The sequence below is a fragment of the Pseudomonas paracarnis genome, from assembly GCF_904063055.1.
In the GTDB taxonomy this organism is placed as follows: domain Bacteria; phylum Pseudomonadota; class Gammaproteobacteria; order Pseudomonadales; family Pseudomonadaceae; genus Aquipseudomonas; species Aquipseudomonas paracarnis.
The window spans coordinates 566,525-581,952 of record NZ_CAJFCN010000001.1 but is presented as its reverse complement, the minus strand read 5'-3'; the positions used below and the strand labels follow the sequence as shown (position 1 = coordinate 581,952).

Below are 15,428 nucleotides of genomic sequence, written 5' to 3'. Positions count from 1 at the left end.
GCATTCTCAACAGGTAGGCCGCTATCGCAGGCAAGCCAGCTCCCACATTCAGATCTCATGTAGTCAGTTGAGATTGTGCAAATTTCTGCAACTCTGGGTAGAACAGCCGAAAGTCCTCACTCAGGGGCTCATACAAAACCCGCAACTCCTGCATCGCATATCCTAACTCCTCAGGCTGCGTCAGCCGCCGCGAAATCCCGCGCAGCACCTGGTCCATCACCGCAAACTCGCGGTACGAGCCCAACCAATCATCCGCGGCCATATACGGCGCAATCTGCGCCAGCCGCCCCGGCAACGCGGGTTCAGCCGCCAACACCTGATACACCTGGGACGTGAAACGCTCCAGAGGCTGGTCGGCATACAGCGCCCAATCCCGCGCCAGGCAATGGTCAAAAAACACATCGAGGACGATCCCGGCATAGCGCCGGCGGGTCAGACTGAAGCGCGACAAGGCCTCGCCCACCAGCGGATGGCTATCGGTAAAGCGGTCGATGGAACGATGCAACTGGATCGCCGCTTCGATTTGCGGGCTGAACTGGCCCTGCAGGCGGCCTTTGACGAAGTCACCATAAAGGCTACCCAGCAATTGCGCAGGAAGTTGGCCGCCCAGGTGCAGATGTGCGAGATAATTCATGCCGCGCAGTCTACCACTGCCACCAATATATCGTTATAACCCGATATACCGATTCGACCTGGCCTCAGATCAAAATTATATTGGTATATCGGGATATTACGATCTAAAGTTCGCCTTATCGCGATATAACGCTTTACGACACCGAGCACCCTGCCATGTCCATCGACCTCGACGAAATAATAAAAGCCCTGGCGCACCCAGTACGACGAGACATCCTCACCTGGCTCAAAGACCCGAAAGTGCAGTTCCCCGAGCAATTGCACAACCACGAATACGGCATCTGCGCCGGGCAGATCGACCAGCGCTGCGGCTTGTCCCAGTCGACGGTGTCGGCCCACCTGGCCACCTTGCAACGTGCGGGTCTGATCAGCAGCCAGAAGGCTGGACAGTGGCACTTTTTCAAGCGCAATGAGGAAGTGATCCAAGCCTTTCTCACTGCGCTCATTACCGAACTCAGCGCACCGTAATCACCAAGGACACGTACATGCCCCTCTCGCTACTCATACTGGCCCTGAGCGCCTTCGCCATCGGCACCACCGAGTTCGTCATCATGGGCTTGCTGCCCGATGTGGCGGCAGACCTGGGTGTGTCAATTCCCGGCGCCGGCTGGCTGGTCACCGGTTACGCCTTGGGCGTGGCCATCGGCGCACCGTTCATGGCACTGGCCACCGCCAGGCTGCCACGCAAGGCGGCGCTGGTAGCGTTGATGGGTATTTTCATTATCGGCAACCTGCTCTGCGCCCTGGCAAGCGACTACAACGTGCTGATGTTTGCCCGTGTGGTCACGGCGTTGTGCCACGGAGCCTTCTTCGGAATTGGTTCGGTGGTGGCGGCCAACCTGGTGCCGGCCAACAAACGTGCGTCGGCGGTGGCGCTGATGTTCACCGGGTTGACCCTGGCCAACGTGCTGGGCGTGCCCCTGGGTACGGCGCTGGGCCAGGAAGCCGGCTGGCGCTCGACCTTCTGGGCCGTGACCGTGATTGGCGTGATCGCCTTGATCGGCCTTATTCGCTTCCTGCCCGCCAAGCGTGACGAAGAAAAACTCGACATGCGTGCCGAACTGGCCGCCCTCAAGGGCGCCGGTATCTGGTTGTCACTGAGCATGACTGCGCTGTTTGCCGCGTCCATGTTTACCCTCTTTACCTACGTCGCGCCGCTGCTGGGCGATGTCACTGGCGTGTCGCCCAAAGGCGTGACCTGGACGCTGCTGCTGATCGGCCTGGGCCTCACCGTGGGCAACATCATCGGCGGCAAACTGGCGGACAAGCGCCTGGCGGCCACCTTGATCGGCGTGTTCATCAGCATGGCGGTGGTTTGCACGGTGCTGAGCTGGACCAGCGTTGCGGTGATACCGACTGAAATCACCCTGTTCCTGTGGGCCACCGCTTCGTTCGCCGCCGTGCCGGCGCTGCAAATCAACGTGGTGACCTTCGGCAAGGCCGCGCCGAACCTGGTGTCCACCCTGAACATCGGGGCCTTCAACATTGGCAACGCCCTCGGCGCCTGGGTCGGTGGCAGCGTGATTGCCCACGGTTTCGGCCTGACCCGCGTGCCACTGGCCGCCGCGGCGCTGGCCATCCTCGCGCTGCTGGTGACCCTGATCACTTTCCGTCAGGGCGCCAATGCCGACCTGGCCCCCGCGACCCACTGATCAACTTGAAAGAGAAGGTGTTTTTCCCATGACGACTATTTTCGATCCGATCACACTGGGCGACCTGCAACTGTCGAACCGCATCATCATGGCGCCGCTGACCCGCTGCCGCGCGGATGCCGGCCGCGTGCCCAATGCGCTGATGGCCGAGTACTACGTGCAACGCGCCTCCGCCGGGCTGATCCTCAGCGAAGCCACTTCCGTGACACCGATGGGCGTGGGCTACCCGGACACCCCCGGCATCTGGTCCAACGACCAGGTGCGCGGCTGGGCCAACATCACCAAGGCCGTGCATGGCGCGGGCGGCAAGATCTTCCTGCAGTTGTGGCATGTGGGCCGCATCTCCCACGCGTCCTACCTGAACGGCGAAACCCCGGTGGCTCCGAGTGCGGTTCAGGCTAAAGGCCACGTCAGCCTGGTTCGCCCATTGGCCGACTACCCGACCCCGCGCGCCCTGGAAACCGCTGAAATCGCCGACATCGTCGACGCTTACCGCACCGGCGCCGAGAACGCCAAGGCCGCAGGCTTCGACGGCGTGGAAATCCACGGCGCCAACGGCTACCTGCTCGACCAGTTCCTGCAAAGCAGCACCAACCAGCGCACCGACCAGTACGGCGGCTCTTTGGAAAACCGTGCGCGCCTGTTGCTGGAAGTCACCGACGCCGCCATCGAAGTCTGGGGCGCCGGCCGCGTGGGCGTGCACCTGGCACCGCGTGCTGACGCGCATGACATGGGCGACGACAACCTCGCCGAGACCTTCACCTACGTCGCCAGCGAACTGGGCAAGCGCGGTATCGCCTTTATCTGCTCCCGTGAAAAAGAAGGCGCAGACAGCCTTGGCCCGCAGCTGAAAAAAGCCTTCGGCGGCGCGTACATCGCCAACGAACGTTTCACCAAAGACAGCGCCAATGCCTGGCTGGCGGCGGGCAAGGCGGATGCAGTGGCCTTCGGTATTCCTTTCATCGCCAACCCGGACCTGCCGGCGCGACTGAAGGCTGATGCGCCGTTGAACGAGCCGCATCCGGAGACCTTCTATGGCAAAGGCCCGGTAGGTTACATCGACTACCCGACGCTGCCGATCTAACGTCATCCGCAAATACTGTAGGAGCGAGCTTGCTCGCTCCTACAGTATCAGAGGCAAGTCCCCCTCCTACATTTGTGCCTGTCTGTAGTCCCCTGGAAACATCGCTTCACAGAACGGCAACAATATCGCTACAAAATACTTAGCCGGCTACCTATCAACCGCTCGCCAGGCCGTATATAAAGTCACCCCACAAATCAGCCAGAAGGACGATTGACCGTCCTTAGGCTTTACTGTTGACACAACGGGTTGCAATTACGCATTTTGTTTCAATTGCGCAGGCTGGGGCTCAGGCGCAGCATGTCCAGCCCTATGTCAGCCCAGCGCTCGGCGTCCTGGTGCAGTTCAAAGCTATCGGGGACCAGCAGCCACTGGCCGATCAAACCGTGGATGAAGGCATGTATGCAGACAGCCCCACGGGTGGTGTCGAGATTTTCAGGCAGTTGCCCGCGATTGACCGCGTTACGCAACGTCAGGCTGATACGCAGGTTGCATTCCAGGCTGTGGGTCTGGCGTTGGCGGCGCATGTCGCACATTTCATCGGTGAACTCGCACTTATGAAACAGAATCTCGTTGATGCGCCGGGTTTTCGGGTCCAGGGCCACTTCGTGGTAAAGATGAATCAGCAGCTTGCGCATACAGCCGAGCGGGTCGGCTTCATCCTCGCTTTCACTCGCCCGGGCCAGTTCGTCCAGCGGTTCGTGCAGCGTGTCGAGCAGGGCCTGGAGCAAATCGGACTTATTGCTGAAATGCCAATAGATAGCCCCGCGCGTCACCCCTGCCAGCGCGGCGATGTCCGCCAGGGTGGTGCGCGCCACGCCACGCTCATAAAAGGCTTGCTCGGCGGCTTGGAGAATCTGGCTGCGCGTTTCCTGAGCTTCCTCTTTGGTGCGACGAACCATGGCAGTAAAACCTCAATCAGGACACTGTGGATGGTACTTGACCATCATCTGAATAATTGTGGGACGACGCCGTCATGGGCGCCGAACGTACTAGAATCGAGGCTTGCAGCGGTGCTTTGTCAGCATTGCGCGAAGCCTGTCAAGAGTTTACAAACAACCATGAACGTAAGTATATTGCGTAGCAAGCTACTTATCCACTCACGGCTTGTTTTTTACCCTTCCACACTTCTTGTGCGCACTCTGCGCGCCTGACCCGAGGATCTTCATGCAACTTAAGCCAGCTGTTACCGCTCTGGTCACTGCCGTCGCCCTGGCATCGCTGCTCAGCGGATGTAAAAAGGAAGAAGCGGCACCGCCCGCTCAAACCCCTCAGGTCGGCGTGGTCACCATTCAACCGCAAGCCTATACCCTGACCACCGAGCTGCCAGGCCGCACCACGGCCTTCCGCATTGCGGAAGTTCGGCCGCAGGTCAACGGCATCATTCTCAAGCGCCTGTTCAAGGAAGGCGCCGACGTGAAGGAAGGGCAACAGCTCTACCAGATCGACCCGTCGGTGTATGAAGCCACGCTCAAAAGCGCACAGGCGAGCCTGACCCAGACCAAATCCATCACCGATCGCTACAAGCAATTGGTCGAGGAGCAGGCCGTCAGCCGTCAGGAATACGACACCGCCGTTGCCAACCGCATGACTGCCGAGGCAAACGTTCAAACCGCCCAGATCAACGTGCGCTACACCAAGGTGTACGCGCCGATCTCCGGGCGTATTGGCCGTTCTTCGGTCACCGAAGGCGCACTGGTCAGCAATGGCCAGGCCGACGCCATGGCGGTGATCCAGCAACTGGACCCGATCTACGTCGACGTCACGCAATCTTCAGCTGAAATGCTCAAGCTGCGTCGCGACCTGGCCAGTGGCCAACTGGAAAAAGCCGGCGACAACGCTGCCAAGGTCAAGCTGACCCTGGAAGACGGCACGGCCTACGCCCAGGACGGCAAGCTCGAGTTCTCCGAAGTGTCGGTCGACCAGACCACCGGTTCCGTGACCCTGCGCGCCGTGTTCCCGAACCCTGACCACGTGCTGCTGCCGGGCATGTTCGTACACGCCCAGTTGCTGGCCGGTGTGAACAGCAAGGCCATCCTGGCTCCGCAACAAGGCGTGACCCGTGACCTGCGCGGCATTCCGACGGCGCTGATCGTGAACAAGGACAACAAGGTCGAGCAACGTGAACTGGTTGCCAACCGTACCGCCGGTGCCTACTGGCTGGTGGAAAAAGGCCTCAATGCCGGTGATCGCGTCATCACCGAAGGCTTGCAGTACGTCAAGCCAGGCGCCGAGGTGAAGGTCACGGAAGCCTCCAACGCTAAACCCGCCGGTACTGCCGCAGCGCCTGCTGCCGCTGCTGGTCAAGGGGAGTAATCCATGTCGAAATTTTTTATCGACCGTCCCATTTTCGCCTGGGTAATTGCCCTGGTGATCATGCTGGTCGGGGCACTCTCGATCCTGAAGTTGCCCATCAACCAATACCCGGCCATTGCGCCAACGGCCATTGATATCCAGGTGACCTACCCAGGTGCGTCCGCACAAACCGTGCAGGACACCGTGGTGCAGGTCATCGAGCAACAGCTCAACGGTATCGACAACCTGCGTTATGTCTCCTCGGACAGTAACTCCGACGGCAGCATGACCATCACCGTGACGTTCAACCAGGGTACCAACCCGGATATCGCCCAGGTCCAGGTACAGAACAAGCTGAACCTGGCCACCCCACTGCTGCCGCAAGAAGTGCAGCAACAGGGTATCCGTGTGACCAAGTCGGTGAAGAACTTCCTGATGGTGATCGGTCTGGTGTCGGAAGACGGCAGCATGACCAAGGACGACCTCTCCAACTACATCGTGTCCAACATCCAGGACCCGATCTCCCGTACCGCGGGGGTGGGTGACTTCCAGGTGTTCGGTTCGCAGTACGCCATGCGTATCTGGCTCGACCCGGCCAAGCTCAACAACTACCAGCTCACGCCAGTGGACGTCAGCAATGCCATCAAGGCCCAGAACGTGCAGGTGGCCACCGGCCAACTGGGCGGCCTGCCTGCCCTGCCCGGCACCCAGCTGAACGCCACGATCATCGGCAAGACGCGCCTGCAAAGCACCGAGGAATTCGCCAAGATCCTGATGAAGGTGAACACCGACGGCTCCCAGGTTCGCCTGGGTGACGTCGCGCGCATCGAACTGGGCGGCCAGAACTACAGCATCAGTGCACAGTTCAACGGCAAGCCGGCTTCGGGTATGGCGATCAAGCTGGCGGCCGGTGCCAACGCACTGGACACTGGCAAGGCCATCCGCGAAACAGTCAAGTCCCTGGAGCCGTTCTTCCCGCCAGGCATGAAGGCGGTGGTGCCGTATGACACCACGCCGGTCGTGACCGAATCGATCTCCGGTGTGGTTCACACCCTGGTCGAAGCGATTGTGTTGGTGTTCCTGGTGATGTTCCTGTTCCTGCAGAACTTCCGTGCCACCATCATCACCACCATGACCGTACCGGTGGTATTGCTGGGCACCTTCGGGATCCTGGCGGCGTGCGGCTTCACCATCAACACCTTGACCATGTTCGGCATGATCCTGGCCATCGGCTTGCTGGTGGACGATGCCATCGTCGTGGTGGAAAACGTCGAACGGGTAATGGCTGAGGAGCACCTGTCGCCCAAGGAAGCAACGATCAAGTCCATGGGCCAGATCCAGGGCGCCCTGGTGGGTATTGCCCTGGTACTGTCGGCGGTACTGCTGCCGATGGCGTTCTTCGGTGGTTCTACCGGTGTGATCTACCGGCAGTTCTCCATCACCATCGTTTCGGCGATGGCGTTGTCGGTGCTGGTTGCCCTGATCTTCACCCCGGCGTTGTGCGCCACCATGCTCAAGCCGATTGATCCGGAAAAACACGGCCAGCCCAAGCGCGGCTTCTTCGGCTGGTTCAACCGCACCTTCGACCGTGGCGTACTCAAGTACGAGCGCGGCGTGGGCGGCATGATCAAGCACAAGATCCCGGCATTCCTGGTGTACGCGCTGATCCTGGCCGGCATGATCTGGATGTTCACCCGTATTCCAAGCGCGTTCCTGCCTGAGGAAGACCAGGGTGTGATCTTCGCCCAGGTGCAGACACCGGTCGGTGCTTCGGCTGAGCGCACGCAAAAAGTCGTCGACGACATGCGCGCCTTCCTGCTGAACGACAAGGAAGGCGAGCCAGGCGAAGGCAAGGCAGTGAAATCGGTGTTTACCGTGAACGGCTTCAACTTTGCTGGCCGTGGCCAGAGCTCGGGTCTTGCGTTCGTGATGCTCAAGCCGTGGGACGAGCGGGATTCGAGCCAGTCGGTGTTCGAAGTGGCCAAGCGTGCCCAGGGTTACTTCTTCGGGGCCTTCAAGGACGCCATGGTATTTGCCATCGTGCCGCCTTCGGTGCTGGAGCTGGGTAACGCCACCGGTTTTGACGTGTTCCTGCAAGACCAGGGTGGCGTCGGCCACGACAAGCTGATGGCTGCACGTAACCAGTTCCTGGGCGCTGCGGCACAAAGCAAGGTGCTGGCCGGCGTACGCCCTAACGGCGTGAACGATGAGCCGCAGTACGAGCTGACCGTTGACGACGAGAAGGCCAGTGCCCAAGGCATCAGCCTCGCCGATATCCAGCAGACCCTGGCCATTGCCTTGGGTGGTAGCTACATCAACGACTTCATCGACCGTGGTCGCGTGAAGAAGGTGTATGTACAAGGTGACGCCGCCAGCCGTATGTCGCCCGAAGATCTGGACAAATGGTACGTGCGCAGCAACGACGGGAAAATGGTGCCGCTGTCGGCTATCTCGTCGGGCCAGTGGATCTATGGTTCGCCCAAGCTTTCGCGATACAACGGTGTAGCGGCGATGGAAATCCTCGGTACCCCGGCACCGGGCTACAGTACCGGTGATGCGATGGCCGAAGTCGAACGCATTGCCAAAGAACTGCCGGCCGGTGTCGGTTATGCCTGGACAGGCCTGTCGTACGAAGAGCGCCTTTCCGGTTCCCAGGCGCCAGCCCTGTACGCACTGTCGCTTTTGGTCGTGTTCCTGTGCCTGGCAGCACTGTACGAAAGCTGGTCGATTCCGATTGCGGTGATTCTGGTTGTGCCACTGGGTGTGATCGGTGCACTGATCGCCACCAGCATGCGCGGCTTGTCCAACGACGTGTTCTTCCAGGTGGGCCTGTTGGTGACGGTGGGCCTGGCGGCGAAAAACGCCATCCTCATCGTGGAATTCGCCAAGGAACTGCACGAGCAAGGCAAAGGCATCGTCGAGGCGGCTATCGAAGCGTCCCGTATGCGTCTGCGCCCGATCATCATGACCTCGTTGGCGTTCATGCTCGGCGTACTACCGCTGGCAATCTCCACCGGCGCCGGCTCAGGCAGCCAGCACGCAATCGGTACCGGCGTTATCGGCGGTATGATCACGGCCACTGTGCTGGCGATCTTCTGGGTGCCGCTGTTCTACGCAACCGTGTCCGCCGCTGGCGAACGCAAAAAGAAAGACACTACTGAAACTCCTAAAGAGGCTGGCCAATGAGCAAGTCGCTACTTTCCCTAGCCGTCACCGCATTCGTGCTCAGTGGCTGCTCGCTGATACCTGACTATCAGCGCCCCGAAGCGCCGGTGGCCGCGCAGTTCCCGCAGGGGCCGGCGTATTCGTCGGCCCAGGCGCCGAGCCAGGCCGCTGCCGAGCAAGGCTGGAAGCAGTTTTTCCATGACCCTGCCCTGCAACAGCTGATCCAGACCGCGTTGGTGAACAACCGTGACCTGCGTGTCGCGGCGCTGAACATCGACGCCTATGCGGCGCAATATCAGATCCAACGTGCCGACCTATTCCCGGCCGTGTCGGCCACCGGTAACGGCAGCCGTTCGCGCACCCCGGCCAAGCTGTCGCAGACCGGCGAATCGACCATCGCCAGCCAGTACTCGGCGGGCCTTGGGATCAGCTCTTATGAGCTGGACCTGTTCGGTCGCGTGCGCAGCCTCAGTGAAGAAGCGCTGCAGAAGTACTTCGCCACTGAAGAAGCACGTCGCAGCACCCAAATCAGCCTGGTGGCCAGCGTGGCGAATGCCTACCTGACCTGGCAGGCCGACAAGGAGCTGCTCAAGCTGACCCAGGACACCCTGGCCGCGTTCGAGCAAAGCTACAAGCTCACCTCGCGCAGCAATGAAGTCGGCGTGGCCTCGGCCCTCGACCTCAGCCAGGCACGCACCTCGGTGGAAAACGCCCGTGTGCAACTGGCGCGTTACACCCGCCAGGTGGCCCAGGACGAAAACAGCCTGACCCTGCTGCTGGGCACCGGCCTGCCGGCGAATATCGCCAGCAAGCCGCTGTCCGATGACCTGCTCAGCGAAGTGCCGGCCGGGTTGCCATCGGACCTGCTGCAACGTCGTCCCGACATTGTGCAAGCCGAGTACAACCTCAAGGCCGCCAACGCCAACATCGGCGCGGCCCGTGCGGCGTTCTTCCCGAGCATCAGCCTGACCGCCAGCGCCGGTACTGCCAGCCCTACCCTGGGTGGCCTGTTCAAAGGCGGTTCGGGAACCTGGGCGTTTGCCCCGCAGATCAACATCCCGATCTTCAACGCCGGTAGCCTGCGCGCAAGCCTGGACTACTCGAAGATCCAGAAAGAGATCAACGTGGCCAACTACGAGAAGGCCATCCAGACCGGCTTCCAGGAAGTCTCCGACGGCCTGGCCGCGCGTGCGACCTACAAGCAGCAACTGGATGCCCAGCGCGGCTTCGTCGAGGCTAACCAGGATTACTACCGCCTGGCCGAGCGTCGCTACCGCATTGGTGTCGACAGCAACCTGACCTTCCTCGACGCCCAGCGCCAACTGTTCAGTGCCCAGCAATCGCTGATCACCGACCGCCTGGCGCAGCTCACCAGCGAGGTCAACCTGTACAAGGCCCTCGGCGGTGGCTGGAACGAGCAGACTGCGAAGAACGAGCCGTTGAAAGAACAAGCACCGCCGTTGAAGTTGTTCTGATAGCGCGGGTGTGAAAACCGCTTCCCTCGCCGGAAGCGGTTTTTTTATGCCTGCATTGTTGCCCTTACAACTTGCGTTCGATCATCGCCCACAACCCACCTTCCCCTACTTTCATCGCCCCCGCACCGCCGCGCACCATGGCCGCCACCTGCATAAACCCAATAACAACAGGTTCACACCATGAGCACTTTCCAACCGCGCCAGCTGTTGCTGGCGGCTGCTGTCGCCAGTTCTGCCCTGCCCGTTCTCGCCCAGGATCACGGCTTTCTCGAAGACGCCAGCGCCAACCTCAACCTGCGTAATTTCTTCTTCAACCGCAACTACACCAACCCGACCAAGGCTCAGGGTGGCGCGCAGGAGTGGACGCAAAGTTTCATTCTCGACGCCAAGTCCGGGTTCACCCAAGGCACAGTCGGTTTTGGTGTGGATGTGCTGGGCTTGTACTCGCTCAAGCTCGATGGCGGGCGTGGCACAGGCGGCACGCAGTTGCTGCCGCTGGACCATGACGGCCGGCCAGCCGATGAGTTTGGCCGGCTGGGCGTGGCATTCAAGGCGCGCTTTTCCAAGACCGAGCTGAAGGTGGGCGAATGGATGCCGGTGCTGCCGATCCTGCGTTCCGACGATGGCCGCTCCCTGCCACAGACCCTGCGTGGCGGGCAGATCACCTCGAAGGAAATCGACGGCCTGACCCTCTATGGCGGCCAATTCCGCGCCAATAGCCCGCGGGACGACGGCAGCATGAGCGACATGTCGATGTTCGGCAAAACCGCCTTCACCTCCGACCGTTTCAACTTCCAGGGCGCCGAATACGCGTTCAACGACAAACGCACCCAAGTCGGCGTGTGGAATGCCCAGCTCAAGGACATCTACAGCCAGCAGTTCGTCAATCTGATCCACAGCCAGCCTGTGGGCGACTGGACCCTGGGCGCCAACCTGGGCTTCTTTTACGGTAAGGACGACGGCAGCGCCCGCGCCGGCGACCTGGACAACAAAACCTGGTCCGGTTTGTTCTCGGCCAGGTACGGTGGCAACACCTTCTACGTCGGCCTGCAAAAACTCACCGGCGACAGTGCCTGGATGCGCGTCAACGGCACCAGCGGCGGCACCCTGGCCAACGACAGCTACAACTCCAGCTATGACAACGCACAGGAAAAATCCTGGCAGGTTCGCCACGACTACAACTTCGCCGCCCTCGGTGTACCAGGCCTGACCCTGATGAACCGCTATATCAGCGGCAGCAACGTGCACACCGGCACCATCACCGACGGCAAGGAGTGGGGCCGCGAGACCGAAGTAGGCTATACGGTGCAAAGCGGCACGCTGAAAAACCTCAACGTGCGCTGGCGCAATTCGAGCATGCGCAGGGACTACAGCAACAACGAGTTCGATGAGAACCGGTTGATCGTCAGCTATCCGATCAGTCTGCTGTAAACCGGCATAGCACTTACTGTATGGTGCGCGCCTGCCGCTGCTGATCCCCCCAGCAGCGGCCTTTACTCGGGCCCTGCACGGCATGAAATCCTTCGCTACAGCAATCGCTTTGTTTGCCCTGGTCTTGAGCCTGGGGGGCTGTATCAGCGCACCCATCGCCCTGACACCACAGACCGAACAACGCCTGCTGGCCCAGGCGCCGATCCGCTTTTTGCTGACCTTCGACGATGGCCCAAGCGCCTCGGGCTACAACAATCCGAGCCGTTCGGTAGTGGCGGACCTGGCCAACAACCCGGTGCTGCCGGGGATCAAGGCGGTGTTCTTCCTGCAGACCGAAGCCGCTCGCGCAGGCGGCAGTTCCCGAGGCCGCAAGACCATGGAACGAGAATTCGCCGCTGGCCATATCCTGGCCTTCCACACGGCCACCGCGTTTCACACCAATCATCGCTGGCTGAACGACGCCACCCTGGAACACACCCTTACCGAAGGCGCCGCAGACATTGCCGCCATCACGGGCGCGCCCCCCGTGCTGGTACGCCCCCCCTTCTGGAACTACGACAAGCGCACCTTCGCCGCCTACCAACGCCACGGCATGCAGGTACTGTTGACGGATTTGAGTGCCAATGACGGCAAGATCTGGGGCTTCAACGCCAGCCCGCGTCGGCGCGCCAACCTGTATCGGCAACTGTCGGTGGTACGCGAACGCATCGCCTTGGGTGAACTACCGACAGTGGAGGGTGTGATCCCGGTAGTGGTGACCTTCCATGACATCAACCGCTACACCGCGCGGCATATGCAGGAGTACTTGCAGATTCTGATGGACAGCGCACGGGTCAACGGTTTGAAGACCGCAGCCGAGCCGTTCTATACCGACCACGCCGCGCTGGAACGCGCAGCGCTGGCCCGTACGGTCAAGGCTGTGAACGAGCCGGTGCATCTGCCTGGGGTGTGGAATTGGCTGTGGGATGCTGATTCCCACTAATACCTTAAACCTGTGACGATCCGCTGTGGGAGCTGGCTTGCCTGCGATGCAGACAACACGGTCCCCAGTCAGACCTCGTCGCTGCAATCGCAGGCAAGCCAGCTCCCACAGGTGATCGCCTTTCACATTCAGTCTTGTTGGCGGGACTCCACACCCAACTCATCCCACACTGACTCAGCCAAATGAAACGTCGCATTCGCTGCCGGAATCCCGCAGTAGATCGCACTCTGCATCAGCACTTCCTTGATCTCGGCGCGGGTTACGCCGTTGCTGGCGGCGGCACGCAGGTGCAGCTTCAGTTCTTCACTGCGGTTCATGCCGATCAGCATCGCGATGGTGATCAGGCTGCGGGTATGCCGAGGCAGGCCGGGACGGGTCCAGATGTCACCCCAGGCGTGGCGGGTGATCATTTCCTGGAACTCGCTGTTGAACTCGGTCAGGGCATTGAGGCTGCGGTCGACATGGGCATCGCCCAGTACTTCGCGGCGCACCTGCAGGCCCTCGGCGTAACGTTGTTTCTCGTCCACAAATAGCTCCTCAGCGGGCCAGCAGAAATTCGATCACCCGGTCGCTGAACGCAGCACCGGCCTGAACGTTGGACAGGTGCGCTGCATAGAACTCGGCGTACTCGGCGCCCTGCACATGGCTCTGGATAAAACGGCCGCCAGCTGGCGGCGTCACCGCGTCTTCGGTGCCGGCAATCACCAGGGTCGGCACCTTGATCGAGGACAATTGCTCACGAAAATCCGCATCGCGCACGGCGCCGCAGTTGGCGGCATACCCCTCGGGCGAAGTGGCCGCGAGCATATCGGTGATCTGCTTGGCCTGGTGCGGGTTGGCAGCGGCGAAATCTGCGGTGAACCAGCGCGCAATGGACGCATCGCGCAGCGCCACCATCGCGGCGGCGCCATCACGCAGGACCATTTCGATACGCGGGTTCCACACCTCGGGCGTGCCGATCTTGGCCGCGGTATTACACACCACCAGGCGTTGCAGGCGCTCGCCGGCATGAATGCCCAGCCATTGGCCGATCAAGCCGCCCATGGACAATCCGCAAAAATGCGCCTTCTGGATATCCAGCGCATCCAGCAGTGCGAGCACGTCTGCCCCCAGTTGCTCGATGCTGTAAGGCCCCTCGGTCACCAGGGATTGGCCGTGGCCACGGGTGTCGAAACGCAGCACACGAAAATGCTCGGTAAAGGCCGGAATCTGGATATCCCACATATGCAGGTCGGTACCCAGGGAATTGGACAGCACCAGTACCGGTGCGTCGGCGGGCCCCTCGAGTTGGTAATGCAGTTCGCCCTCGGCGAGTTGTACAAAAGCCACAGCGGTCTCCTCAGGCAGTCAAAGCAAAATGTTCGGTCACCGCACGCGTGACCCAGGTAGACGCCTGGCCCAGGTAATGGGCCGGGTCGAGCAGGCGGTCCAATTCAGCCGCCGACAGCTCGGCGGTGACGTGCGGCTCATCCGCCAGTACCGCGCGCAAATGGCGCTGCTCGGCGACCGCACGTTTGCAGCACTGCTCCAGCAGATGGTGCGCAGTGTCGCGGCCCAAGCGTTGGGCGAGCACGATACTCACCGCTTCGGCCAGTACCAGGCCCTGAGTCAGGTCGAGGTTGTGTGCCATACGTTCGGCATTCACCTCCAGCCCTTCACTGACCAGAATTGCCTGGTGCAAGGCACCGGACACCAAGCGGCAAATCTCTGGCAAGGTTTCCCATTCGGCGTGCCACAAGCCCAGGCTGCGTTCGTGCTCTTGAGGCATGGCGCTGAACATCGTTGCCACCAGGCCCGGTACGCGGGTGGCCGCGCTGATCAGCACTGCGGCGCCCACCGGGTTACGCTTGTGCGGCATGGTGGACGAACCGCCCTTGCCCGGCGCCGAAGGCTCGAACACCTCGGCCGCTTCGGTCTGCATCAACAGGCTGATATCGCGGCCCAACTTGCCGAGGCTACCGGCGATCAGGCCAAGCAGGCTGGCAAACTCCACCAGGCGGTCACGCTGGGTGTGCCAGGGTTGTTCCGGTAAGCCCAGTTGCAACTCGGCGGCCACGGCTTCGGCCACGGGCATGGCGTGTTCGCCCAGCGCTGCCAAGGTGCCCGAGGCGCCGCCAAATTGCAGCACCAGCAGGCGCGGTTTCAATTCAGCCAGGCGCTGGCGACTGCGCGTCACCGCGCCCAGCCAACCGGCGATTTTCATTCCCAGGGTGACCGGCGTCGCGTGCTGCAACCAGGTGCGCCCGGCCAACGGCACGGTGGCATAACGCTGGGCCTGGGCGGCCAACACCTCCCCCAGGCGAGCCAGGTCGGCTTCGATCAATTCCACCCCACGGCGCAGTTGCAGCACCAGGCCGGTGTCCATCACATCCTGGCTGGTTGCGCCCAGGTGTACATAACGCTCGGCGTCGGCGTCCTCACTGGCGATCAACTTGCCCAACGCCTTCACCAATGGAATCGCAGAGTTGCCCGCCATGGCAATCGCGCTGCCAAGGGCGTCCACGTCATACAGCGACGCCAGGCACGCCTGGGCAATCGGTGCGACAGCGGCCTGAGGAATCAACCCGACCCGGGCCTGCGCCCGGGCCAGTGCGGCCTCGAAATCCAGCATGCCCTGCAAACGCCCCTGGTCACAGAACACTTCGGCCATGCTGTCAGCGGTGAAATAAGCGTCGAACAGTTGATTGCTCGTGCGCAGCGTCATAACTCATCCC

At 61.4% G+C, this 15,428-nt stretch carries 13 protein-coding genes; 8 read left to right on the top strand and 5 right to left on the bottom strand.

Annotated features, from left to right (window positions below; translation table 11 throughout):
* Positions 1-55 precede the first annotated feature (55 nt).
* Complete coding sequence (locus tag JMV15_RS02605; RefSeq protein WP_014717316.1) at positions 56-634, bottom strand: acyl carrier protein phosphodiesterase; 579 nt, start codon at positions 632-634, stop codon at positions 56-58.
* A gap of 155 nt (positions 635-789) precedes the next feature.
* Here JMV15_RS02605 and JMV15_RS02600 point away from each other — a divergent pair, with 155 nt between their 5' ends.
* The 3 genes from JMV15_RS02600 to JMV15_RS02590 are packed head-to-tail and all read left to right on the top strand — an operon-like array spanning position 790 to position 3,369.
* Positions 790-1,101, top strand: coding sequence for an ArsR/SmtB family transcription factor (locus JMV15_RS02600; protein ID WP_003189349.1), 312 nt, complete (start codon positions 790-792; stop codon positions 1,099-1,101).
* Positions 1,102-1,118: 17 nt separating this feature from the next.
* On the top strand, positions 1,119-2,285 hold the full coding sequence (locus tag JMV15_RS02595; RefSeq protein ID WP_014717315.1) for an MFS transporter: 1,167 nt from the start codon (positions 1,119-1,121) through the stop codon (positions 2,283-2,285).
* 28 nt (positions 2,286-2,313) lie between these two features.
* A complete protein-coding gene (locus JMV15_RS02590) occupies positions 2,314-3,369 on the top strand; it encodes an alkene reductase (RefSeq protein ID WP_038449371.1) in 1,056 nt (351 codons plus the stop codon).
* Between the two features lie 266 nt (positions 3,370-3,635).
* Here JMV15_RS02590 and JMV15_RS02585 read toward each other — a convergent pair whose 3' ends face one another.
* Positions 3,636-4,268, bottom strand: coding sequence for a TetR family transcriptional regulator (locus JMV15_RS02585; protein ID WP_014717304.1), 633 nt, complete (start codon positions 4,266-4,268; stop codon positions 3,636-3,638).
* 265 nt (positions 4,269-4,533) lie between these two features.
* Here JMV15_RS02585 and JMV15_RS02580 point away from each other — a divergent pair, with 265 nt between their 5' ends.
* The 5 genes from JMV15_RS02580 (at position 4,534) to JMV15_RS02560 (ending at position 12,714) form a co-directional block, all read left to right on the top strand.
* On the top strand, positions 4,534-5,682 hold the full coding sequence (locus JMV15_RS02580) for an efflux RND transporter periplasmic adaptor subunit (protein WP_014717303.1): 1,149 nt from the start codon (positions 4,534-4,536) through the stop codon (positions 5,680-5,682).
* Between the two features lie 3 nt (positions 5,683-5,685).
* Positions 5,686-8,847 (top strand): efflux RND transporter permease subunit, encoded by a 3,162-nt coding sequence (locus JMV15_RS02575; protein WP_014717302.1) that lies wholly within the window; start codon positions 5,686-5,688, stop codon positions 8,845-8,847.
* Complete coding sequence (adeC, locus tag JMV15_RS02570; RefSeq protein WP_003189337.1) at positions 8,844-10,301, top strand: AdeC/AdeK/OprM family multidrug efflux complex outer membrane factor; 1,458 nt, start codon at positions 8,844-8,846, stop codon at positions 10,299-10,301. The genes JMV15_RS02575 and adeC overlap by 4 nt, the downstream gene beginning before the upstream one ends.
* A gap of 180 nt (positions 10,302-10,481) precedes the next feature.
* Positions 10,482-11,732: an OprD family porin gene (locus JMV15_RS02565; RefSeq protein ID WP_019817827.1), complete on the top strand. Its 1,251-nt coding sequence runs from the start codon at positions 10,482-10,484 to the stop codon at positions 11,730-11,732.
* 82 nt (positions 11,733-11,814) lie between these two features.
* The gene (locus tag JMV15_RS02560) at positions 11,815-12,714 is read left to right on the top strand and encodes a polysaccharide deacetylase family protein (protein ID WP_032903221.1); all 900 of its coding nucleotides are present in this window, start codon (positions 11,815-11,817) and stop codon (positions 12,712-12,714) included.
* Positions 12,715-12,842: 128 nt separating this feature from the next.
* Here JMV15_RS02560 and pcaC read toward each other — a convergent pair whose 3' ends face one another.
* From pcaC to JMV15_RS02545, 3 genes are read right to left on the bottom strand one after another with little or no spacing between them, the layout of a single operon-like run.
* Entirely contained in the window at positions 12,843-13,241 is a 399-nt protein-coding gene (gene pcaC, locus JMV15_RS02555; RefSeq protein WP_003189316.1) for a 4-carboxymuconolactone decarboxylase, read from the bottom strand.
* Positions 13,242-13,251: 10 nt separating this feature from the next.
* Positions 13,252-14,043 (bottom strand): 3-oxoadipate enol-lactonase, encoded by a 792-nt coding sequence (pcaD, locus tag JMV15_RS02550; protein WP_201491253.1) that lies wholly within the window; start codon positions 14,041-14,043, stop codon positions 13,252-13,254.
* 10 nt (positions 14,044-14,053) lie between these two features.
* Positions 14,054-15,418, bottom strand: coding sequence for a 3-carboxy-cis,cis-muconate cycloisomerase (locus tag JMV15_RS02545; protein ID WP_038449361.1), 1,365 nt, complete (start codon positions 15,416-15,418; stop codon positions 14,054-14,056).
* Positions 15,419-15,428 lie beyond the last annotated feature (10 nt).